Annotated in this window: 21 protein-coding genes and 2 pseudogenes; 11 read left to right on the top strand and 12 right to left on the bottom strand. The window is 52.6% G+C overall.

Annotated elements, in window-relative coordinates; genetic code table 11:
• Positions 1-113 precede the first annotated feature (113 nt).
• From DXB00_RS14115 to DXB00_RS14140, 9 genes and pseudogenes are all read right to left on the bottom strand, one after another.
• Positions 114-788: a sugar phosphate isomerase/epimerase family protein gene (locus DXB00_RS14115; RefSeq protein ID WP_243107240.1), complete on the bottom strand. Its 675-nt coding sequence runs from the start codon at positions 786-788 to the stop codon at positions 114-116.
• Between the two features lie 2 nt (positions 789-790).
• The gene (locus DXB00_RS17475) at positions 791-985 is read right to left on the bottom strand and encodes a hypothetical protein (protein WP_243107241.1); all 195 of its coding nucleotides are present in this window, start codon (positions 983-985) and stop codon (positions 791-793) included.
• 138 nt (positions 986-1123) lie between these two features.
• Positions 1124-1798 (bottom strand): Gfo/Idh/MocA family protein, encoded by a 675-nt coding sequence (locus DXB00_RS14120; RefSeq protein ID WP_243107242.1) that lies wholly within the window; start codon positions 1796-1798, stop codon positions 1124-1126.
• Between the two features lie 27 nt (positions 1799-1825).
• Positions 1826-1954 (bottom strand): annotated as a pseudogene (locus DXB00_RS17805) (Gfo/Idh/MocA family oxidoreductase); the annotation flags it as partial.
• Positions 1936-2139: a Gfo/Idh/MocA family oxidoreductase gene (locus DXB00_RS17810; RefSeq protein WP_256372575.1), complete on the bottom strand. Its 204-nt coding sequence runs from the start codon at positions 2137-2139 to the stop codon at positions 1936-1938. The gene DXB00_RS17810 and the pseudogene DXB00_RS17805, both read right to left, overlap by 19 nt.
• Positions 2140-2279: 140 nt before the next feature.
• Positions 2280-3266, bottom strand: coding sequence for an ABC transporter permease (locus tag DXB00_RS14125; RefSeq protein ID WP_117491888.1), 987 nt, complete (start codon positions 3264-3266; stop codon positions 2280-2282).
• A 17-nt stretch (positions 3267-3283) separates the two neighbouring features.
• Positions 3284-4771, bottom strand: a complete 1488-nt coding sequence (locus DXB00_RS14130) for a sugar ABC transporter ATP-binding protein (RefSeq protein WP_117491890.1) — start codon at positions 4769-4771, stop codon at positions 3284-3286.
• 100 nt (positions 4772-4871) lie between these two features.
• Complete coding sequence (locus DXB00_RS14135; RefSeq protein ID WP_119215077.1) at positions 4872-5486, bottom strand: substrate-binding domain-containing protein; 615 nt, start codon at positions 5484-5486, stop codon at positions 4872-4874.
• Positions 5465-5890: a substrate-binding domain-containing protein gene (locus DXB00_RS14140; protein WP_119215078.1), complete on the bottom strand. Its 426-nt coding sequence runs from the start codon at positions 5888-5890 to the stop codon at positions 5465-5467. The genes DXB00_RS14135 and DXB00_RS14140 overlap by 22 nt, the downstream gene beginning before the upstream one ends.
• A gap of 551 nt (positions 5891-6441) precedes the next feature.
• Here DXB00_RS14140 and DXB00_RS14145 point away from each other — a divergent pair.
• Together DXB00_RS14145 and DXB00_RS14150 are read left to right on the top strand one after the other, a co-directional pair.
• Positions 6442-7488: a LacI family DNA-binding transcriptional regulator gene (locus DXB00_RS14145; RefSeq protein WP_119215079.1), complete on the top strand. Its 1047-nt coding sequence runs from the start codon at positions 6442-6444 to the stop codon at positions 7486-7488.
• A gap of 18 nt (positions 7489-7506) precedes the next feature.
• Positions 7507-8298 carry a helix-turn-helix domain-containing protein gene (locus tag DXB00_RS14150; protein WP_119215080.1) on the top strand — a complete coding sequence of 264 codons (792 nt, stop codon included), beginning with the start codon at positions 7507-7509 and terminating at the stop codon, positions 8296-8298.
• Between the two features lie 602 nt (positions 8299-8900).
• Here DXB00_RS14150 and DXB00_RS14155 read toward each other — a convergent pair.
• A complete protein-coding gene (locus DXB00_RS14155) occupies positions 8901-9950 on the bottom strand; it encodes a LacI family DNA-binding transcriptional regulator (protein WP_119215081.1) in 1050 nt (349 codons plus the stop codon).
• 383 nt (positions 9951-10333) lie between these two features.
• On the opposite strand from DXB00_RS14155, the gene iolE reads away from it, so the two are divergent.
• The 7 genes from iolE to DXB00_RS14190 all read left to right on the top strand — a co-directional run bounded on the left by iolE (position 10334) and on the right by DXB00_RS14190 (position 16819).
• A complete protein-coding gene (gene iolE / locus DXB00_RS14160; RefSeq protein ID WP_119215082.1) occupies positions 10334-11224 on the top strand; it encodes a myo-inosose-2 dehydratase in 891 nt (296 codons plus the stop codon).
• A gap of 121 nt (positions 11225-11345) precedes the next feature.
• Complete coding sequence (locus DXB00_RS14165) at positions 11346-12857, top strand: sugar ABC transporter ATP-binding protein (protein WP_119215083.1); 1512 nt, start codon at positions 11346-11348, stop codon at positions 12855-12857.
• A 10-nt stretch (positions 12858-12867) separates the two neighbouring features.
• Complete coding sequence (locus DXB00_RS14170; RefSeq protein ID WP_119215084.1) at positions 12868-13698, top strand: ABC transporter permease; 831 nt, start codon at positions 12868-12870, stop codon at positions 13696-13698.
• Positions 13695-13826: a hypothetical protein gene (locus DXB00_RS17815; protein WP_305143107.1), complete on the top strand. Its 132-nt coding sequence runs from the start codon at positions 13695-13697 to the stop codon at positions 13824-13826. Before DXB00_RS14170 ends, DXB00_RS17815 begins: the two co-directional genes overlap by 4 nt.
• 88 nt (positions 13827-13914) lie before the next feature.
• Positions 13915-14904, top strand: coding sequence for a sugar ABC transporter substrate-binding protein (locus DXB00_RS14180; protein ID WP_117491906.1), 990 nt, complete (start codon positions 13915-13917; stop codon positions 14902-14904).
• A gap of 59 nt (positions 14905-14963) precedes the next feature.
• The gene (locus DXB00_RS14185; protein ID WP_119215086.1) at positions 14964-15749 is read left to right on the top strand and encodes a hydroxypyruvate isomerase family protein; all 786 of its coding nucleotides are present in this window, start codon (positions 14964-14966) and stop codon (positions 15747-15749) included.
• Between the two features lie 53 nt (positions 15750-15802).
• Positions 15803-16819, top strand: a complete 1017-nt coding sequence (locus tag DXB00_RS14190) for a Gfo/Idh/MocA family protein (protein ID WP_119215087.1) — start codon at positions 15803-15805, stop codon at positions 16817-16819.
• Between the two features lie 537 nt (positions 16820-17356).
• Here DXB00_RS14190 and DXB00_RS14195 read toward each other — a convergent pair.
• Positions 17357-18609: pseudogene (locus DXB00_RS14195) on the bottom strand (ATP-binding protein).
• A gap of 205 nt (positions 18610-18814) precedes the next feature.
• A complete protein-coding gene (locus DXB00_RS14205; protein WP_118762002.1) occupies positions 18815-19009 on the bottom strand; it encodes a GntR family transcriptional regulator in 195 nt (64 codons plus the stop codon).
• A 312-nt stretch (positions 19010-19321) separates the two neighbouring features.
• Here DXB00_RS14205 and DXB00_RS14210 point away from each other — a divergent pair, with 312 nt between their 5' ends.
• Both DXB00_RS14210 and DXB00_RS14220 read left to right on the top strand, forming a co-directional pair.
• Positions 19322-19873: a hypothetical protein gene (locus tag DXB00_RS14210; protein ID WP_147359223.1), complete on the top strand. Its 552-nt coding sequence runs from the start codon at positions 19322-19324 to the stop codon at positions 19871-19873.
• Between the two features lie 430 nt (positions 19874-20303).
• Positions 20304-20925: ParA family protein (locus DXB00_RS14220; RefSeq protein WP_147359224.1), on the top strand; the 622-nt coding region annotated here is incomplete at its 3' end.

Below are 20925 nucleotides of genomic sequence, written 5' to 3' on the forward strand. Positions count from 1 at the left end.
CGGTAATACTTGATGTATTACCGTGAAACTGCAACAAAGTCAGGACACAAAATTTCCGCAAAGCACCGCCGCTTTAATTGTGCGGTGTTGCCTTAAATCTTCACTCTGTGAAATCAGTCCGCCCAGTACTTCGCAACATGTGCCTTGGTAACCTCGGCGGCCTTTTTGATATTTTCCTCGTTGGACAGCTTGTAGTAGTCCGGACGGAACACCTCCATGGTGCAAACGTCGCCTTCAAAGCCGATCTTCTTGAGGGTATCTGCGTAACGCTTGTGGTCGAGGCAGTCGCCCGGCTCGCCCGGCCACAGACGCTTCTCGTCGTTGTTGTAAGCAGCGCCGCACGGCATATTCTCCATGCCGTTCAGGTGCCATACGAAAATCTTCTTGCCGTCAGCCTTCTCGAGAGCAGCCCACTCGGAAGCCATAGCATGGAAGTGGTACTGGTCGAGGGTGATGCCGACGAGCGGATGATCTACCTCAGTAACGATGTCGTAAGCGTACTCGAAGCGGTTGATGGACATGGTCGGTGCGCCGCAGAACTCGATGGACAGCTTGATGCCGTGCGGCTCAACCTTCTTTACCATCTCCTTGAGGACTGCAACAGCATCAGCCTTGATCTCGTCAACGGTAGCCGGAACGGTCAGATCCATGGACGGTACAACAACGATCATCTTGCAGCCCAGCTTGTTGCAGTCTGCGATGATCTGGTCGAGCTTTGCCATAACGGCGTCCTTTTCCTCCTGGGTCTGCTTCATGTTGAAGAAGATCAGAGCGTTGTAGGACAGCATCTTCAGGTGATGCTTCGGGTCAGCGAACCATGCGCCGAGATCATCGATGGTGTACTTGCCGGCAGCGATCTCGCGGTCGAGGCACTCGGACTGATGTCGATGTAGTCAAAGCCGTACTTCTCGCACAGGTCGAGGTCTTCGAGTACGGAGTGGTTTTCGCAGAAACGGTTGCAGCCTTCGTTAAAACCGATTTTCATAGCAGTAACTCCTTTTAGCGTATCAATTTCGCGTTGTAAAACGCGGTATAGTGGTTAAGGTGATATGCAAGGGCAGTAAAGCAGGAAGCTCGGCCACCCTTGCGAGTGAGTAGCAATGAATAGAAAATGCCAGGTGGATTACTTCTTGTAGAAGTCCGGGGTGCCGCCGGTAACAACCTTCTCCGGCACACCGGAGGTCTGGGACTTAACCAGAGCGTCAGCGGTGATGGAAGCAACGTAGCCGTCCCATGCGGAGGAGCCGCCAGTCTCACCCTTGAGTGCGTGGTCAACCCAGTCCTGAATCTCTACATCGTAAGAATCGATGAAGCGCAGGATCCAGTTGTCCTCGATCTTGGTGGAAACCTCGTTAGCGTAGCGAACGGTCGGGAAGGACGGGCACGGCAGGTTTACAACGCCGTTCTCACATACAACCTCGCAGTTGATGTCGTAGCCGAAGCCGCAGTTTACGTTTACCTCGAGCATATTGATGATGCCGCCCTTGGTCTTCATGATCATAATCTGCGGGTCCTTCAGCGCGTTCTTAACCTTGCTGTTGGTCTTCGGCATGATGCACTGAACCTCGTCCCACTCGTCGTTTACCAGCCACGGCAGAACGTCGATCTCGTGGATTGCGGTATCGGTAACAGCCATTGCGGTGGTGTAGTCATCGGCAACGCCGTCTGCACGGTGGGTGCACTTGATTACCATCGGGGCACCGAACTTGCCGGAATCGATCAGCTCCTTAACCTGACGGTAGCCGCGGTCGTAACGGCGCATGAAGCCAACCTGTACGAGGTGCTTGCCGCCGGCCATCTCGGCCTCAACGATCTCCTTGCCGTCAGCAGCGGTGTTAGCCAGCGGCTTCTCGGAGAATACCGGCTTGCCGGCCTTGATAGCTGCCAGAACCGGACCCTTGTGGAACTGACCCGGGGTGGTAACTACAACAGCGTTTACGTCCGGATCGTTGATTGCTTCGTTGAAATCGGTGTAAACCTTGGTGCCGGCGCGGCGATCTCAGCGCCCTTCTTTGCGCCTTCTTCAAATACGTCGCATACGGCAACGATGCGTGCATTGCGGATGCGGTTCTGGATACGCTCGATGTGCTCACGGCCGATCATGCCGCAGCCGATCAGTGCAATGTTCAGATTTTCCATGATAAAGCTCATCCTTTCAAAATATGCCGCTGTACGGCAGAGTTCAAGTCTAACGGGTTATGTGCGAGTATTTCGGGAGCCGCAGCATTGCTGCGACCCCTGAAAACTCGGAAAAAGAAGAGAGATTGTGTGTGTCTGTTTTACGCGCGCTTTGCGTTCTTGCGCATGTCGAGTACAACCGAACCGACAATGATAACGCCCTTGACAATGTTGGTCATGTTATCGTCTACCTTCAGCATAACCAGACCGTTATTGATAACGCCAAGGATCAAGATACCTGCCAGAACACCGGATACGCGGCAGATACCGCCGGTATGAGAGGTGCCGCCTACCGTTGCTGCCGCAATCGCATCCAGCTCGTAGTTCAAACCGGAGTTTGCCGGATCCGCAGAGCCTGCGCGGCCTGCCAGCAGCATACCAGCGATAGCAGCACACAGCGAGCACCAGATGTAAACCAGAATCAGGTTCTTCTCAACATTGATACCAGCTACGCGGGCCGCCTGATCGTTGCCGCCGATAGCATATACGTTCTTACCAAAGCGTGTCTGGGTCAGCAGGAATGCCGAGATTGCGAACATTACGAAAAAAACAACGATGATGATTGGGAATACGCCGCCAATACGGTACGCACCCAGGAAACGGAACTGCTCAGACAGGTTAGAAACCGGACGGTTCGTATACATTTTAGCACCTGCACGGCAAATCAACTGTGCACCGAGAGTAGCGATAAAAGGCGGGATTTTGGTATAAGCAATGATCGCGCCGTAGATTGCGCCAATGCCTGCACCAAGTGCCAGACCAATCAGGATAACCAACGGAGCTGGCAGAGTGCCCACACCCGGCAGAATGGCATTTGCATAGCCTTCTGGCTGCACGAGCGAAGCGGTGATGCACGCAACTAACGCAGCGGATGCGCCGATCGTCAGGTCGATACCTTTAGAAAGGATTGCGAACATAACGCCAAAGGCCATGATACCCTTGACTGCCTCACCGGAGAGCAGTGTCAGCAGGTTATCCACCGAGAAAAAGCTGGGCTGTGCGATACTCATAATGATGACCAACACGATCAATACCAGCCAGATTGAATTCTGGGACAAGAATTTCTTCGTATTAAATGTTTTCTGCATACCATGTACCTTCTTTCTTATTGTTCATCCGCAGCAGGCTGATATGGTATCTCGCTGGTTGCATATTTGAGAATCAGCTCACTCGAGAAGTCTTTGCGATCCAGGATAGCGGTCATAATGCCTTCGTGCATAACTACGATACGGTCGGACATACCCATGACCTCGGGCAGCTCACTCGAAATCATGATAATGGCCTTACCCTCACCGGCAAGCTTTGTGATAAGCGAATGAATCTCTGCCTTTGCACCAACATCAATACCGCGTGTCGGTTCGTCAACGATCAGAATATCCGGATTGGTCAGCAGCCAGCGCCCAACCAGCACCTTCTGCTGATTGCCGCCCGACAGATTCTGAATGGGCGTTTCGATAGACGGCGTTTTGGTGTTGAGTTTTTTAACGTATTCTTCGGTGTCTTCGCGCATTTTCTTATGATTCAGCGGGAATCCGTACTTTTTCAGGTTTGCCAGCACCGTATTATCCTGAATGCTCAGCAAGCCGACAATACCGTTGCCGCGCCGATCCTCTGTGAGCAGGCCAATCTTGTTGGCGATCGCATCCTCAGGAGACTTGATGTGCAGTTCCTGACCGTCTTTATAGATTTTGCCGCCTGTCATATGGCGCATGCCGAAGATTGCTTCCGCCGTCTCGGTGCGGCCCGCACCGACCAGACCCGCCATACCCAGAATTTCACCACGATGCAGTTCAAACGAAACATTTTTAACTGCGCGGCCGGCAGACAAATTTTCCACTTTAAGAATGGTTTCCCCGATCGGACACTCTACCTTGGGAAACATGTTGTTCACTTCGCGTCCAACCATCAACTGAATAACCTTGTCTACATTAAGGTTTTCCGCGCGATCCGTAGCGATGTATTCGCCGTCGCGATAAACCGTGATATCGTCCGAAATCCGGAAGATTTCGTCCATTTTGTGCGAGATATAAATGATAGCAACATTTTTTTCCTTGAGTTCTGCAATAATGCGAAACAAATGCTCGACCTCTGCATCGGTCAGCGAGGACGTAGGCTCGTCCATGATAACAATACGGCTGTCATAGGATACAGCCTTGGCAATCTCAACCATCTGCATCTTTGCAACGGTCAGGTTACCCATCTTCTCATCTGGATCAACGTCCAGATTCAGCTTGTTGAACAGCTCAATGCTGTCCTGCCGCATTTTTTTATGATCGATGATCAGTCCCTTGCGCGGTGCGCGTCCCAGCCACAGGTTTTCGCAAACGCTGCGCTCGGGAACCGGAGACAGCTCTTGATGGATCATGGAAATGCCGGAATTCAGTGCCTCAAGCGTATTTTTGAACTGGATCTCCTTGCCTTCAAATACAATCTTGCCGGATGTAGGCGGATGAATGCCGATTAGACATTTCATCAAGGTAGACTTGCCTGCGCCGTTTTCGCCCATCAGCGTATGAACGGTACCGGGCCGTACCTTGAGCTGTACGCCTTTCAGTGCGCGTACACCGGGGAATTCCTTGACAATATCGGTCATTTCGAGGATATATTCTTGGCTCACTGCTTTTCACCCCATTATCTTGTTTGATTTAGGAAAGGGACATCGTTTCAATGTCCCTTTCCTCCTGACTGTGTGCTTATTCGTAATCTGCTACATTGTCCGGGGTAACAGGTTCGAACGGTACCCAGCAAATATTGCCAGTATCATCGGTTTCATAATCCGTACCATCGTTGATTGCCTTGCCCTCGATCAGATTAACTGCAGCCTTCACAGCGCCATAGCCCTGACCGTTGGCATCCTGGAATACGGTCATCGCGAGCGTACCATCCTTGATTGCCTGAATACCATCTACCGTTGCATCGATGCCAACGATCGGGATCGAAGTCGGATCCATGCCCTTAGCCTTCAGCGCCTCTACCGCACCAAGTGCCATCGCATCGTTGTTCGCGATGATGCAGTCAAATTCGGTGTTGCCCAGCAGCGGAGAAATCATGTCCATTGCGTTTGCACGGTCATAATCTGCAACCAGCGGAGCCGCCGCCTGCGTTGCCTTGATGCCATTGTCCTCCAATGCCTTCAGTACGGAAGCGGAGCGCTGTTCAGTATGTACCAGACCCAGCGTGCCCTGCAGCATCAGATACTTAATCTCGGTCTTGCCCTTATCCTTGAAGTAATTAGCCAAAAATTCACCCTGATAGTAACCGGAGGTGTTCTCATTGGAAACAACCGCTACGGACTTGCCTGCTTCCAGAACGCTGGTATCGGACGGTGCGCGGTTAACGAAAACAACCTCATATCACCGGCAGCCTCGATGCACTGCTGTGCCGTTGCGGCATCTACCAGATTGATCAGCACTGCGTCATCGCCTGCATTTTTAGCAGATTCGATAAACTGGAGCATCTTGCCGGTATCGTTCTGTGCGTCCTGCGAAGCGAGCGTAACGCCAAGCTCATCAGCCGCCGACTTTGAGCCAGCTTCCAACGTGCTCAGGAACTCATCACGCAGCGACATAATCAGCGTCATGCTATAGCCATCGCCCGATGCCTTGTCTTCACCCTGCGCGTTGCCATTCGAACCAGAACTGCCGCCGCAGCCTGCCAGCATGGATGCCATCATTGCCGATGCAATCAATCCTGCGAAAAGTCTTTTTTTCATTTGCTTTTACCTCATCTTTCTCAACTTTTTTCTTAGCCGTACACGTTCACATTTTTGAAAAATGCGATTTACGCTTGCCTTGATTTAGTTTTACACTCTTTTTCGATGTGCGTCAACCGGCTTTTTGAATTTTCACCAAACCGCACAGACGAATCCTGTGAAAACTGGTGATTTTGTCTGCACAAAATTGTGATTTTATAGGCTTTGCACGACAGAGCGGGGGAATCGCTTATGCAAAACTACCCGCCTCAGATGCGGGATCTGGCTGTTAGTTCAATCTCATAACAACTCGGTATCCGTTTCGTATTTCACGTGTTTTGCTCGTTTTATGGCGTTTACGGAAGATACATTGTACGAAAATATGAACAAAACACGGAAGGTTCGGAAAAGAGTGCATTTTTGCGTGCACAGCTCGAATGAGCAGAATCCGTACACGTGCACAATATTGTGAATACCGCTTTATTCACTTTATATATAGACTTATTAGGGGTATTATGTTATGCTTTAACTATAAAAACGGGAAAGAACCGTTCTGACAGAGGTGATATCATATGGCAATTACCCTGAATCAAATTGCTGAGATTTGCGGTGTGTCCCGCGGTACAGTCGATCGGGCACTCCATAATAAAGGAAATGTTCGCCCTGCGGTGGCGGAGCGGATCAAGGCGGTAGCCAACGAATATGGCTACACCCCCAACCGTGCCGGACTGGCACTGTCCCGCACATCGCATCCGATTCGCATCGGCGTGATCATTATTTCGGTGCAGACCCCGTTCATGCAGATCGTTCTGGATGCCGCCCGGCGCGAAGCCCGCCGTCTGGCCGCGTTCAGCGTGGAGGTCATCTTCCGGCTGTCGCCCTCGCTCGATCCGGTCGAGCAGGTCTCGATGATCGAGGAGCTGGTCGAGCAGCATCATATCAGTGCGCTGGCGATCACGCCGCTCGACTGTCTGCTGGTCGAAACCAAGATCAACGAGCTGATCGACCAACGCGGAATACCGGTCGTTACGTTTAACACCGATCTTCCCAACATCCGTCGGCTGTGCTATGTCGGGCAGGAAAACCTTTCTTCCGGCCGTACAGTGGCCGAGCTGATGCGTCTGGTGACGCGGGAGAGCGGCACGGTGGTTACGATCAGTTCGTCCTGGATGTATCACAGTGCGTTCCGCGAACGTCTGAAGGGCTTTAAGGAGGAGCTGCTTACCCCCGATTCGTCGCTTCAGCTGCGGGAGGTCATGCTGCCGAACGATGACAGCAATGTGGTTTACGAGCATACGCTCCGTCTGCTGCAGGAGATTCCCGATCTGACCGGTATCTACGCGATCACACCGGGTTATGCGGGCGTATGCAGCGCGCTGGTCGATTCCGGCCGCGCACGGGGGGTGCACCTGATCATGCACGATGAGATCCCCGCCAACCTGTACGAGCTTCGGCGCGGTGTTGCGGATTTTGTCATCGGACAGGATGCGGTGCAGCAGGGCGCACTGCCGCTGTCCCTGCTGGCCGATTACATTCAACTCAAACAGCAGCCGCCGAAGGAGTTTTACCATACCGATATTCGGGTGCTGCTGCGACACAATATCGAAAATTTGCTTTAATCCGGGTCAGGAGGTATTATGTCTGTTCTGCTTCCGACATTTCGCCGTGTCAGACTAACGCAGCAATGTGTGATTCATCCGCAGGATAAGGGCGGCAACTATCTGCCTTGCGCCTCGGAGGATTGGGTGCTGTTTGTTTCGCTTGCTGCGGACGGGGAGCAGATCATTCTGCGAACCGAGCACCGCTGTCTGCCGATCAAACCCGGCAGTGCGCTGCTGCTGCCGCCGAATGTCTGTCACGAGCTGCCGTTCGTACAGGCACCCTGTCTGATGCTGGAATTTTCCGCCGCGGATGACGGACAGGCGATGTTTGAGTTTCCGCAGTTACAGGGAACACCGGCATGGACGTTGCTGCAGCTGCTCTACTCGGAACAGACCACGGCTACCGCCCGGACACCGCTTTTAGATGCGCTGCTGATGCAGATGGCGCCTATGGCGCATGGCTTCGAGCTGTGTGCGCCGGATGCCGCATTCTCGCTTGCAACCGAGGTATTGCAGCATTTGAACCTGTGCTTTGCCGATGAGCTTTCGCTGACCGAGCTGACCAATCGGTTTCACGTTTCGACCAGCCACATGATCCATATGTTCAAGGCGCAGTTCGGCCTGCCGCCCATTCAGTATATGGTGCGCCGCCGGATCGGGGAAGCGCAGCATCTGCTCCGCACAACGGAGGACAGTGCGGGCGATATTGGCGGTCGGGTCGGCATGATCAACCGCAATTACTTTTACCGGATGTTCAAGCGTCTGGTGGGGGTATCGCCAGTTCGATACCGCGAGGTCATTGGCGAACGCCCGGATATGCTGGCTTGAGGAAACGACTTTATGGAATCGAGAGGCTGTTGGAAAAACTAACGTTTTCCGAGCAGCCTCAGGCACTGTGATTTAGACACAGTGCCTTTCTTTTTGTCTGGTTGTCGGAAAATAGAAGGGGAAATTATACAGAGTTGCCATGGCGTTCCGATCTGTGGAAGACAGCGGCACAAGACACAACCCCTGAGTTTTGAACCCTGCCCTCGATTTTGGGGTCCATATTTTGAAGCCCTAAAGCCGAAAATCATGCGGTAAAAAACGCCCTCTCACAAAGGCGGTAGTACCGTCTATGTGAGAGGGCAAAATAAAACTACGATTTTATTATCATTTGGCTTAATAATCGGATAAAACCGCGTAAAAAGCTACCGAAAGGGCTTTCTGTGGTGACCATTCACTGCAAACCATCGCGCTGCCGCCAAGGCGGACAAGCAAGCCGGACTGTCGTGTTTCTATCTGCGGAAGCGTACCGAAAAGGCAGCTGTGCCGCTGTTTTTTTATGTGTATTTTACGCTTTTTTGAACGTTTTTTAAAAATGTTGTGTATTGTGTATGTGTATAAAAAGAGACAGGCTGTTACGCCTGTCTCTTTCTTTATCCGCATTTTTACATATTCTCTGCGCAAAGGATCTCGATCGGCGTATCGATTTGGTCGTGCGGCAGGGTATGCCGCTGGACATAATCGCGCAAGGTGAGCAGCGCAAGATAGCTCTGCCGGTGGATATTCTGCGCGATGGTGAAATCTATTTCGCCGCTTTCCAGCAGGCGGCGGGTGGAGTCGGTTAGATCGTGGCTGACGATATGCACTTGTCCGGTCTTTTCCATATCGCGCACCGCCTCTACGCAGCCGGAAACGCTGTGATTCGCCATATAGATACCGTGGATGGACGGCGTGCGTTCGAGCGCGTCGCGCACCTTCTGGTAGCTGAGCGTATAGTCATTGTAGGTTTCAATGATCTGGATATGCCTGCCGGCAAAGCCGCGCTCATACAATCGCTCGCAAAAGCCCTGAAGCCGCAGCCGATGAGCGTTAAATTCCGGATTGCCGATCGCAATGAGCAGGCTGTCCTCCGGACGCAGATATTTCGCCATCAGCTCGCCGGCAACACGACCGCTGCGGATCAGATCCTGACCGATGAAGCACAGCCGGTCACAGCCGGTCAGGTCGGTGTTCATCGTGACAAAGACGACCCCTTTTTCGCGCAGCTCGTTGATTTTGTGCACGATAGCGGCATGATCCTTCGCACAAACCGCAATGCCGTTCACGCCTTGTCCTGCCAGTACCTCCAGCCGTTCGACCGCCTCCTCCGGCAGCTCGGTTTCACATTTCTGCACCAGAAATTCCACATTGAAATCGCGCAGAAAGTCCTGTGCGTCCTGCACGCCGCGCAGCAGCTCCTGACGCAGATAGCCGCTTTCGCTCGTCAACAGCACACCCAGACGGCAAGGCGGCAGTTCAGCCGCTGACCTGCTGAGTCCGAGTGCGTCCGCCTGCTCCGCACGCGGCGGTGCGTAGCCCAGTTCGCGCATGGTGCGCAGCACACGCTCGGCAATTTCCGGCTTGACGTGCGGACGCCCGTTGAGAACGCGGTCCACTGTGCCGCGCGACACGCCTGCCCGTTCTGCTATCGTGTTGATCGTTATTCGTTTTGCCATGCTGCAACCGTCCTTTGCTTCTGATAACAGTATCATATCATAGTTTTTCGATTTGTGCCATAGGCACACGAAAAAACAATACACATTTTTGAAACCCGTGGAAAGCACTAAGATATATCGTATAACAGCGTCATATATTTGCTAAATTACAAAAATATCTGCAAATATTGTGACTATATCACAAAATTTCGAACAATCTTTTTTGTATCGGTGGAAATCTGAGTGTGCGCGCTTGCAAAACGGCACAAAGTTTGCACAATCCGTATTTTACAATAAATACAGCATTTTATATGTCATTGACAGTGCAAAAGTATCGTGCTATAAATAAATTGTGCTTAAGGCACAAATCAAAACAAAAGCACAAAACGAGGAGAGCGTGAAAGATGTTCAATAACGTAAAACTCGGCATTGCGCCGATTGGCTGGACGAATGACGATATGCCGCAGCTCGGCGGCGAGCTGACCTTCGAGCAGATGGTTTCTGAAGCAGCGCTTGCCGGCTTTCAGGGCACCGAGGTCGGCGGCAAGTTCCCGACCGACCCGGCAGCGCTCAACAAGGCACTCGACCTGCGCGGCATCAAGATCGCGTCCCAGTGGTTCTCCAGTTTCCTGTGCTCCACGCCGTACGAGGAGAACGAAAAGGCATTCATCAAGCAGCTTGATTTCCTCGAGGCAGTCGGCGCAAGCCGCGTGAACGTCTGCGAACTGACCCGCTGCCTGTTCGCAGAGGAGTGCTCGATGTTCGGCAACAACAAGCCGGTTGCCACCGACGAAGAATGGGACAAGCTGACCGACGGTCTGAACAAGCTGGGCAAGATCGCTGCTGACCGCGGCTTCAAGCTGTGCTTTCATCACCATATGGCGACTGTGGTTCAGACCTTCGAGGAAACCAAGCGCCTGATGGACAACACCGATCCGCGCTACGTTTACCTCTGCTTTGATACCGGTCACTTCACCTTCTCGGGGGAGGACGCCGTAAAGGCGGCGAAGGAATTCGGTCCTCGCATCGGCCACGTTCACCTCAAGGACATCCGTCCGGACATGATGGAAAAGGCATATGCCGAGGGCTTCAAGTTCCGCAAGGCGGTTCTGGAAGGCTGCTTCACCATTCCGGGTGACGGCTGCGTAGACTATCCGGGCGTATTCAAGGCGCTGCATGACGCGCATTACGAGGGCTGGTTCATCGTTGAAGCCGAGCAGGACCCGGCAAAGGCAAATCCGCTCGAATACGCAAAAATGGCGCGCGAGTATATCCGAAAAACCACCGGAATCTGATATGATTCACTCATTTCTCTCTTTTTTCTTCTGTTCGGATGCCGCGGTGCTCCAACACTGCGGCTGACCGAACGCAACGAGAGAAAAAACATCATAAACAAACGACAAGGGAGGCGGCGAGATGAGCGAATACTTAGTGGAAATGAACGATATCACAGTGCAGTTTCCAGGCGTTCTGGCACTGGATCATGTTCATTTTGACGCAAAGCCGGGCGAAGTTCACGTTCTGCTCGGTGAGAACGGCGCAGGCAAGTCCACCATTATGAAGGTACTTGCCGGTGTCAACACCAACTACGAGGGCGAGATCATCTACAAGGGTGAGAAGATCGTATCCCGCAGTATCGAGGAACAGCGAGAACGCGGTGTCAGCATTATTTTTCAGGAGCTGAACCAGCTGAAAAACCTCACTGTTGCGGAGAATATCTTCATGGGCCGTCAGCCGACGAAGGCCGGCGGACAGATCGACTGGAAGACCATGAACCGCAAGGCGCGTGAGCTGCTCGACAGCATCCACTCGGATATTTCCGAGAAAGCACAGGTGTCCTCGCTGAGCGTTGGACAGATGCAGATGGTCGAAATCGCAAAGGCACTCTCGTTCGACTGCGACATCATCATCATGGACGAACCGACTTCGGCGCTAACCGAAAAGGAAGTTGCCAGCCTGTTCGAGATTATCGACGGACTGAAAAAGAAGGGCGTAGCAATCGTTTACATCTCCCATCGACTGGAGGAGATCATGAAGATCGGCGACCGTCTGACCATCTTCCGCGACGGCAAGTACATCGACACCGTAAACGTCAAGGACATCACCATTGATCAGATGGTAGCCATGATGGTCGGTCGTGAAATGACCGACTATTATCCCAAGGTTGACGTAAAGCCGGGTGAAAAGCTGCTCGAAGTTACCGACATCAGGCAGGGCGACACGCTGAAGGGCATTTCGTTCTACGCTCGTGCAGGTGAGATCACCGGTTTCTACGGACTGATGGGTGCGGGCCGTACCGAACTGATGCGTGCCATCTTCGGTGCAGACCCGTTCACGAGCGGTGAGATCAAGGTAAAGGGTCAGCCGGTTGCCATCAAATCCTGTGAGCAGGCGAAAAGGCTCGGTCTGGCACTGCTGACCGAGGACCGCAAGAGTCAGGGTCTGATCCTTGAATTCTCGCTCAACCAGAACATTTCTCTGGCAAACATGAACACCGCGATGACGTCGTTTGGCTTCAACAAAGCCAAGGAGACCGCGCACAACCAGAAACTCGCGGACTCCATGCGCGTCAAGACCCCGTCGCTCGAGCAGAAGGCGAAGAACCTGTCCGGCGGCAACCAGCAGAAGGTCGTTATCTGCAAGTGGCTGAACACGGATTCCGACATCATCATCTTCGACGAACCGACTCGCGGCATTGACGTTGGCGCGAAAGCCGAGATCTACAAGATTATGAACGCACTCAAGGAGCAGGGCAAGGCGGTTATTATGGTATCCTCCGAGCTGGCTGAATGCATGGGCGTTTCCGACCGCATCTATGTTATGCACGAGGGTGAAATGACCGGCATCATCGAAGGCGAGGACATGAAGAACGTAACAGAAGAACTGGTAGTCGGTTATGCGACCGGCGCGAAAACAAATATGAAGTGAGGGCAAAAAGATGAAAGAGAAGCTGAAGAAAATCGACCTTTCCAATGCGTCCGCACTGATCGTGCTGATCGTGCTCTGTATTGGTCTGACTATCGCAGAACCGGCATTCGGCTCGGTGGCAAACCTCATCAATATTCTCCAGCAGGTAACGGTAATCGCCGTGCTTGCACTGGGTGTTAACGTGGTTATCTTTACCGGCGGCATTGATATTTCGGTCGGCTCGGTTGTAGCGTTCACCGGTATCGTCATGGGCAAGCTGATCGTTGAGAACGGCATGCCGGATATTGTTGGCGTTATTGCTGCTGTTCTCGTGGGCGCTGCCTGCGGTACCTTTAACGGCATTATGATCTCCAAATTCAAGCTGCAGCCGATGATCGCAACGCTGGCTATGATGTCCATGGCACGCGGCGCAGCCTACACGCTGGCTGACGGACAGACCATTACCGGCTACTCGGCAGGCTTCCGCTGGATCGGTATTGCAAACATTCCGGGCACCGCTATCCCGGTGCAGATCGTATTCATGGTTCTGCTGTACATCGTGTTTTACTATGTGATGAAGTACCGCAAGTTCGGCCGCTACATCTACTCCATCGGCGGCAACGAAGAGGCAACCCGTCTTTCCGGTATCAACGTTGACAAGTACAAGACTCTCGCTTACACCGTTTCCGGTCTGTGCGCCGGTATCGCATCGGTTATTCTGGTAGCCAAGCTGAACTCTGCACAGTCGGTTGCCGGTCTGGACTACGAGATGGATGCGATCGCATCCTGTGTTATCGGCGGTACTCGCTGCTCGGCGGCTTTGGTTCGGTATGGGGCACGTTCGTCGGCTCGATCATTATGATCGTCATCCGCAACGGCCTGAACCTGCTGAACGTATCCTCCAACCTGCAGAAGCTGGTTATCGGCGTAGTAATCCTGCTGGCTGTACTGGCGGACTCTATCCGCAACAAGGCTGCAGCAAAGAAGTAAGACCATTCGCATTTACAGAGTTGTTACCCTGTATGGGTAAAAATAAGAGAAAGAAGAAAGAATCGACAAATTGAGAGGAGCAACAAAAATGAAATTCAAGAGAACGATGGCAATGGTAATGGCAACGGCAATGATGCTGGGTCTGGCAGCCTGCGGCGGCGGCAGCAGCTCGGGCGGTTCGAGTGCCGGCGGCGATGATGAGGTAAAGATCGCGTACATCGTTAAGGCAAAGTCGGACGCATTCTGGACCAGCATGGAGGATGGTGCTGAGTCATTCGCAGAGGAAAAGGGCATCCATCTCGAGTTCCAGGCTCCGGAGAAGGAGACCGATGTAGAGAAGCAGGTGCAGATGGTCGAGAACGCCGTTATCAAGGGCTTTGACGCAATCGTCCTGTCCGCAGCAGACTCCAACTCGCTGGCTCCGGCTATCAAGAAGGCAAATGACGCAAATATCCCGGTTATCCTGGTAAACGACACCATGTCGCAGGCGGCACTGGATGAGGCAGGTGCTCACGTTGAGACCTATGTCGGCATCGACCAGTACGAGGCTGCATCTCTGGCAGGCAAGTACGCTGCTGAGAACATCAAGGATGCAAAGATCCTCTACCTCGAGGGTATTGCAGGTGTAGACGCACTGACGCAGCGTCTGGAAGGCTTTAAGGATCAGTGCGGCAGCTTCAAGGTTGTTGCATCCCAGACCGCAAAGTGCGACCGTAACGAAGCGTTCAACGTTATGCAGAACGTGCTGTCCTCCAACCCGGAAGTAAACGTTGTCTGGGCTGTAAACGCTGAGATGGGTCAGGGCGCTATCCAGGCGATTGAGCAGGGCGGTTTCTCCGGAAAGGTACAGGTGTTTGACTTTGACGCATCTCCGGACGACATCGAGGCGATCAAGGCTGGCACGCTGACCGGCACCGTAGCACAGTACCCGAACCTGCAGGCTGAGGGCGCAATCCAGGCTTGCTTGGACGTTCTGGACGGCAAGACTCTGGAAGACCACATTGTAACTCCGGCAGCTCTCGTAACCAAGGACAACGTAGATAAGTTTGAGGCTGGCGAAGATATCACTGCACAGTAATTTGGATTGGGCTTATGGGCGGCGGACGCCGCCCGACCCATTAAAAGGAGCAATACACCATGAAATTTGATCGTTCTGCGTGCATCGAACCGATGTACAGCGAAATCCCGTTCCTTGACCGCTTTCAGGCGGCAAAGGACGATGGCTTTGAATATGTAGAGTTCTGGAGCTGGACCGACAAGGATCTGGATGCTGTCAAGGCAGCGGCAGAGAAGGCCGGTATCGGTATTTCGGGTTTCAATGGCGATGCGGATTATTCGCTCATCGACCCGACTCATAAGGAGAAGTACCTCGAGTTCCTCAAGAAGTCGGTTGCAGCGGCACAGAAGGTCGGTGCGAAGAGCGTTACTATTCACTCCAATGCGCTGGGCGACGGCGGCATTGTAGTGAATCACTACACCGAGCTGTCCGACACCGTGAAGCTGTGCTCGATGTATGATATGCTGCTCGAGTGCGCTAAGATTGCAGAGGAGAGCGGTATTGCCATGAACCTTGAGCCGCTGAACATCACCACCGACCACGTTGGCAACTATCTGGCACATACTCGGATGGCGGCAGAAATGACCCGTCTTATCGGTTCTCCGATGCTCAAGGTGCTGTATGATGTGTACCACATGCAGCTGAATGAAGGCTCGCTGTGCGACACTATCGCAAAGTACGCTGACCAGTTCGGTCACATCCATGTTGCAGATGTGCCGGGCCGTCACGAGCCGGGCACGGGTGAGATCAACTATACCAAGGTGTTCGACCAGCTGGCAGAGTCCGGCTACACCGGCCGCGTTGGCTTTGAGCTGTTCCCCAAGACCACGACCGCAGAGGCAGTTAAGGCTATCATGACTTACTAAGTCATAATCATTCGCTTTTCCAATCTATCTTATTATAAAAAGGAGTAATCACCATGTTGAAAGTTGGTATTATCGGTGTAGGCTCTATGGGCACCCAACATTTCCTGCGCCTGATGAACAAGATCCACGGCGCTACCGTAGTTGCAGTTTCTGATATTAACGAGGCTCATGCCAAGGAAGTTATTGCGCCGTATCCGACCGTCCGTTTCATCGCGGACCCGATCGCTCTGATCAACGATCCGGAAGTTGACGCTGTCGTTATCGTTTCCATCGACTCTACCCACGAGGAATACTGCCTCGAGGCTATCAAGTGCGGCAAGTACATCTTCTGCGAGAAGCCGCTGTCCGCATCTGCTGAGGGCGCAAAGAAGGTCGTTGACGCGGAGATCGCAGGCGGCAAGCGCCTGATCCAGATGGGCTTCAACCGCCGTTTTGACCCGGCTTACGAGGAACTGAAGGCTCTGGTCGTATCTGGCAAGCTGGGCGCACCACTGGTTGCACACTGCGCACACCGCAACGCAAACTATCCGGCACAGTATGATGACGTTGTTGCCGTTACCGGCACCGCTATCCACGAGATCGACACCATGGCATGGCTGGTCGGCGACTACTTCACCAAGGCACAGGTTATTTTCCCGAAGTGCTCCCGTCACTCCAAGAACGAGAACCTGCACGATCCGCAGATCGTCATGCTGACCACTTCCTCCGGTATGGTCATCAGCTGCGAGATCTGGGTAAACTGCCAGTACGCTTACGACATCCGCTGCGAGGTTCTCTGCGAGGATGGCACCGCAACCCTGCCGCGTCCCTCCCGCGTGGACGTTTGCACCAACCAGACCCATTACAAGGGCATGACCACCGACGGTCTGGGCTACTTTGCCGAGGCATATGACCGCGAATTTCAGGCATGGGCTGACGCCTGCAACGCAGGCACCTACTGCAAGGCTGCTGCCTCTGCTTGGGATGGCTACTGCGCAGCTGTTACCACGGATTCCTGCCTGAAGAGCCAGAAGTCCGGTGCTATCGAGGCTGTTCCGCTGACCGACCGTCCGGATTTCTATAACGCTTAAGGGCTGATTTCTGACAGTTCTCTATTCCCTCTATAACAGGATCCCCGTCTTGTCCCTGCAAGGCGGGGATTTTTGCCGTAGAGTGCCGCTGTGCGCGGCAGGACGTTTGCCGTACTCACGGCAGAGAGCAAAAAGGAAGGACAACCTGAGGTTTTCCTTCCTCTTTGAACTCCTACCTTTCCCATAGAGGGCTTGGGCGCAGATGGTAGACTGCGTAAGCAGGAAAAGGAGTACGGCAGTCGGGTTACCCTTGCGTATCTTTCTCCGCCTTTTAGCAGTTCACAGACAGCGTACTGCTACACATATCGGATAATCTACGCAGGCGCGGCAGGAAAGAGCAGCGCCTTTTATAGTTTGATACATCGGATGTTCTTAAGGCAACACCGCACAATTAAAGCCGCGGTGCTTTGCGGAAATTTTGTGCCCTGACTTTGTTACAATTTCACGGTAATACATCAAGTATTACCGCAAAACTGTGCCTCGTCAGTACGCAAAATTTACTCGCAAATCACTCTTGTTCAATTATGCGGTATTGCCTTAAAACTCCAGACTGTCTGCGTTTAGGAGAAAATACTTCATGCCCATGATAACGAAGCCTTCATCGTTGCGCCACGGTTTGCGGGCGCCGTTTACGATGACGATTTTCTTGAACGAGTCCGGGATATGGCGGAGCGAGTTGAATTCCTGCGCCTGCTTCTCCTCCGAGGTGAGGTCGTAAGCAACCTGGATATAATATCGCTGACTCGCCTGATTGACGACGAAATCGACTTCGAGCTGCTTACGCAGGCGCTTGCCGCTGCTGTCCCTGCCGAACGCTTCCACGATGCCCACATCGACATGATACCCGCGAATGCACAGCTCATTATATACGATGTTCTCCATGATGTGAGTCGGCTCCTGCTGACGGAAATTCAGCCGGGCGTTGCGTAGGCCGAGGTCGGTGAAGTAATATTTGAGATTGGCACCGATATACTTGCGCCCTTTGATGTCATAGCGCTGCGCCTTCTCGATCAGAAAAGCATCCGCCAGAAAATCAATATGCTGTGAAATGGTCTTGTTGGTGTAGCTCATCTGGCGTTCGCTTGCAAAGGTGTTCGCAATTTTAGACGGGTTGGTCGCGCGCCGATTGCAGACGCCAGAACGTCAACCAGAATGTTGATCTCCGCATCGTTCTGAATGCGGTTGCGCTCGATTACATCCTTCAGATAGACGTTAGCAAAGATGTTTTTCAGATAGTCTGCCTTCTGGCGTTCGTTCTGAAAATTTACGATCTGCGGCAGACCGCCGTAGAGCATATACTCGTCCCATGCGTCTTCAAAGTCGCCGTCCCAGACCGAATAGAACTCTGCAAATGACAGCGGATGAATGCGTATCTCGTCACCGCGGCCGCGAAATTCGGTCACGATGTCGCTGGAAAGAAACTTGGAGTTGCTGCCGGTCACATAGACGTCGATATTGCTCATGCGCAGCAAGCTGTTCAGAACTTCCTCAAACCGGGGCATGAACTGCACTTCATCGAGCAGAAGATAATACGGCCCGTCGCCGCGCATGGCATCCGTAATATAGCGGAAGCATACCTTGGGGTCGCGCAGCTCCTCGTTCTCGATGCCGTCCAAAGCGATCTCGATAATATGATCCTCCGGAACGCCGCTTTCAAGCAGATACCGCTTGAATATGGTGAACAGCAGATAGGATTTTCCGCAGCGCCGTATGCCGGTGACGATCTTGATCATGCCGTTGTCCCTGCGCTCGATCAGTTGGTTCAGATATGCCTCTCGCTGGATCTCCATGCAATCACTCCTATTTTTTGTGCTATGCACGTTTTTTAGTAATGATATTGTAGCACATCGGCTTTGACCGCGCAATCGGTGCAGTCCTATTTTCTGCGGCACAGAACAGATTTATGTATCGCGCCTATTCGCCGAAAGGACGGAAATCAAAGGTCGATCCACGAGTGCTGTTCAAGGTAATGGTGTACGGATATCAATGTGGGATCTATTCCAGCCGGAAGCCGGAAGAAGCGTGCCGGTATCGAATAGACTGTGTGCGGCTGATGCCAAGCTGTGCGGAAAGCGCTTCTTCGGTAAGCTGTTCGCCCGGCTTGAGTTCTCCGGTCAGAATTGCCTCGCGCAGCATCTGATAGGCTTTATCCGAAAAAGACTCCCTTTTCTTGAGTGCCTGTAAAGCCATTCTACTACTCCTTTGCTTAATTCAATGTATAAGAATACATTTAGAATCGTCAAGTATAATATATGCCAAAATAGAAATACATCGCAATCTAACGTTATAGCGTTATAACGTTATGACATTATAACTTTGCAACTTTTCAACGTTATAACTGCATAAAATAAAAATCCTAAGACATCCGGAATAAAATGCTCCGGACATCTTAGGACTTTTCATTTTAAAATATCCTGCGTATCGCCCCATCCAAGCGGCTGATCGAGGAAATACCGGTCGGCTGTGAGCAGCCGCAGATGATGAGGAGACCGTTTGCGCGGCATGGATCAAGCGCCGCGCGTATATCCCATTTTTATTCTGAGGAGTGCAAAATCCGGCTTCCTTGCGAAGATCAAAACGCAGGTTTCCCGCATCCGTAAAAACGTGTGTGTTAACAAAAAGGACAAGCCGCGTGCCGTCCGCCGCAGGCTGCGCAGGCAGATCGAGCAGCAGATCAACGCCGACGCGCTCCGCCGTCAGTTTGGCAGCGAGCTGACCGGAACGATCGTAACAGCAGTCTGCAACATCAAGTACGCAGACAAGCTGTTCATCAAGGGCGCTGCGGTCACGCAGGACAGTCGCGAGCAGATCTCCCGCCGTATTTCTCAGGAAAGCATGGAACGCTTTCTGAACAGCGTCACGATCGACTTCGGCCGCATCGAAAACCCGGTTGCGTACTTACAGACTTCCCTGTATACCTACCATCAGAAGCTGCTGCAGCCTTCGCAGGCCGAGCCTGTCAGCACCGGCACACCCGAGCAGCCGCTGGCCGACTGGGAACTGGAGTGGCTCGAGCGCGTAAAAGCAAAACGCCATTCGCAGGAAACCGAATAACCTTTTAAGCCATGATTGACCTCATGCTTATGGGCGTGCCCGGAAAATCATATTTCCATCCCCAAACACCGATGACGGCAGAAAAGCCGTCATTTTTCTTTGTCTGCCATACCATTACCCTGATTTTACAGGGTACTCTGTTTACAGGCAGTATGCTGAAAGACAAGATGCTTTTTGAGCAGATGCAAAACAGGCTGATATACTAAAATCCTTACCTACTAAAACTTCTTTATTAAAACTTCACTACTCAATCTTCCTGACAGAAAAGGAGAGAAAAGAGTGAGAAATACACGATCTGAACGAATCTCTGAACTTATAGAAAGAGATAACGTTATAAAGTTACACAGTCTTGACGTTATAACTGCACAGGTATATAATAAGAGTAACGTTAAACAGTTATAACTTTACAAAGTTGAAAGAGGTGGAGAACATGTCTGCGATATTTGCACTGGCCAACCAGAAAGGCGGCGTGGCGAAAACCACAACGACCGGCATTCTGGCGGCCGGTCTGAAAAAACAGGGTTTCAGCGTGCTGACGATCGACTGCGACCCGCAGGGCAACCTGTCGATGTCGGTAGCTGCTGAAAATCAGGACAGCGCAACCATGTACGAGGTCATGAAGGGCACGGTCTCGGCGCGGGAGGCCATCCAGCACACACCCAGCTGCGATATCATTCCGGCCAATACCATCCTTGCGGGCATTGAGCAGGAGCTGCACAACGTCGGCAAAGAGATGACGCTCAGAGAGAAGCTGCGCGACGAGCAGACCGGCGTAGCGGAAGAATACGATTACATTCTCATCGACTGTCCGCCGTCGCTTGGCCTGCTGACTGTGAACGCACTGACAGCTGCCGACTATCTGCTCATCCCGACCATGGCGGAGACCTTTGCGGCATCCGGCATCACCCAGCTGTATGATACTTACAAGTCGGTGAAGAAATACACCAATCCGGCGCTCAGGATCGACGGCGTGCTGCTCACGCGCACCGAGCGTACCCGCGTCACCAAGACCATTCAGGAGCTGACCGAGAAGATCGCGGACTACATGGGCG

It is taken from the genome of Butyricicoccus sp. OF10-2 (assembly GCF_003481925.1).
Taxonomy (GTDB): domain Bacteria; phylum Bacillota; class Clostridia; order Oscillospirales; family Butyricicoccaceae; genus Agathobaculum; species Agathobaculum butyriciproducens.

Excerpts from the sequence above, each read along its gene's own strand:
- DXB00_RS14115 (WP_243107240.1), bottom strand. The coding sequence starts at position 788 with ATGCTGTCCTACAACGCTCTGATCTTCTTCAACATGAAGCAGACCCAG.
- DXB00_RS17475 (WP_243107241.1), bottom strand. The coding sequence starts at position 985 with ATGAAAATCGGTTTTAACGAAGGCTGCAACCGTTTCTGCGAAAACCAC.
- DXB00_RS14120 (WP_243107242.1), bottom strand. The coding sequence starts at position 1,798 with ATGGCCGGCGGCAAGCACCTCGTACAGGTTGGCTTCATGCGCCGTTAC.
- DXB00_RS17810 (WP_256372575.1), bottom strand. The coding sequence starts at position 2,139 with ATGGAAAATCTGAACATTGCACTGATCGGCTGCGGCATGATCGGCCGT.
- DXB00_RS14125 (WP_117491888.1), bottom strand. The coding sequence starts at position 3,266 with ATGCAGAAAACATTTAATACGAAGAAATTCTTGTCCCAGAATTCAATC.
- DXB00_RS14130 (WP_117491890.1), bottom strand. The coding sequence starts at position 4,771 with ATGACCGATATTGTCAAGGAATTCCCCGGTGTACGCGCACTGAAAGGC.
- DXB00_RS14140 (WP_119215078.1), bottom strand. The coding sequence starts at position 5,890 with ATGAAAAAAAGACTTTTCGCAGGATTGATTGCATCGGCAATGATGGCA.
- DXB00_RS14145 (WP_119215079.1), top strand. The coding sequence starts at position 6,442 with ATGGCAATTACCCTGAATCAAATTGCTGAGATTTGCGGTGTGTCCCGC.
- DXB00_RS14150 (WP_119215080.1), top strand. The coding sequence starts at position 7,507 with ATGTCTGTTCTGCTTCCGACATTTCGCCGTGTCAGACTAACGCAGCAA.
- DXB00_RS14155 (WP_119215081.1), bottom strand. The coding sequence starts at position 9,950 with ATGGCAAAACGAATAACGATCAACACGATAGCAGAACGGGCAGGCGTG.
- iolE (WP_119215082.1), top strand. The coding sequence starts at position 10,334 with ATGTTCAATAACGTAAAACTCGGCATTGCGCCGATTGGCTGGACGAAT.
- DXB00_RS14165 (WP_119215083.1), top strand. The coding sequence starts at position 11,346 with ATGAGCGAATACTTAGTGGAAATGAACGATATCACAGTGCAGTTTCCA.
- DXB00_RS14170 (WP_119215084.1), top strand. The coding sequence starts at position 12,868 with ATGAAAGAGAAGCTGAAGAAAATCGACCTTTCCAATGCGTCCGCACTG.
- DXB00_RS17815 (WP_305143107.1), top strand. The coding sequence starts at position 13,695 with ATGATCGTCATCCGCAACGGCCTGAACCTGCTGAACGTATCCTCCAAC.
- DXB00_RS14180 (WP_117491906.1), top strand. The coding sequence starts at position 13,915 with ATGAAATTCAAGAGAACGATGGCAATGGTAATGGCAACGGCAATGATG.
- DXB00_RS14185 (WP_119215086.1), top strand. The coding sequence starts at position 14,964 with ATGAAATTTGATCGTTCTGCGTGCATCGAACCGATGTACAGCGAAATC.
- DXB00_RS14190 (WP_119215087.1), top strand. The coding sequence starts at position 15,803 with ATGTTGAAAGTTGGTATTATCGGTGTAGGCTCTATGGGCACCCAACAT.
- DXB00_RS14205 (WP_118762002.1), bottom strand. The coding sequence starts at position 19,009 with ATGGCTTTACAGGCACTCAAGAAAAGGGAGTCTTTTTCGGATAAAGCC.
- DXB00_RS14210 (WP_147359223.1), top strand. The coding sequence starts at position 19,322 with ATGGATCAAGCGCCGCGCGTATATCCCATTTTTATTCTGAGGAGTGCA.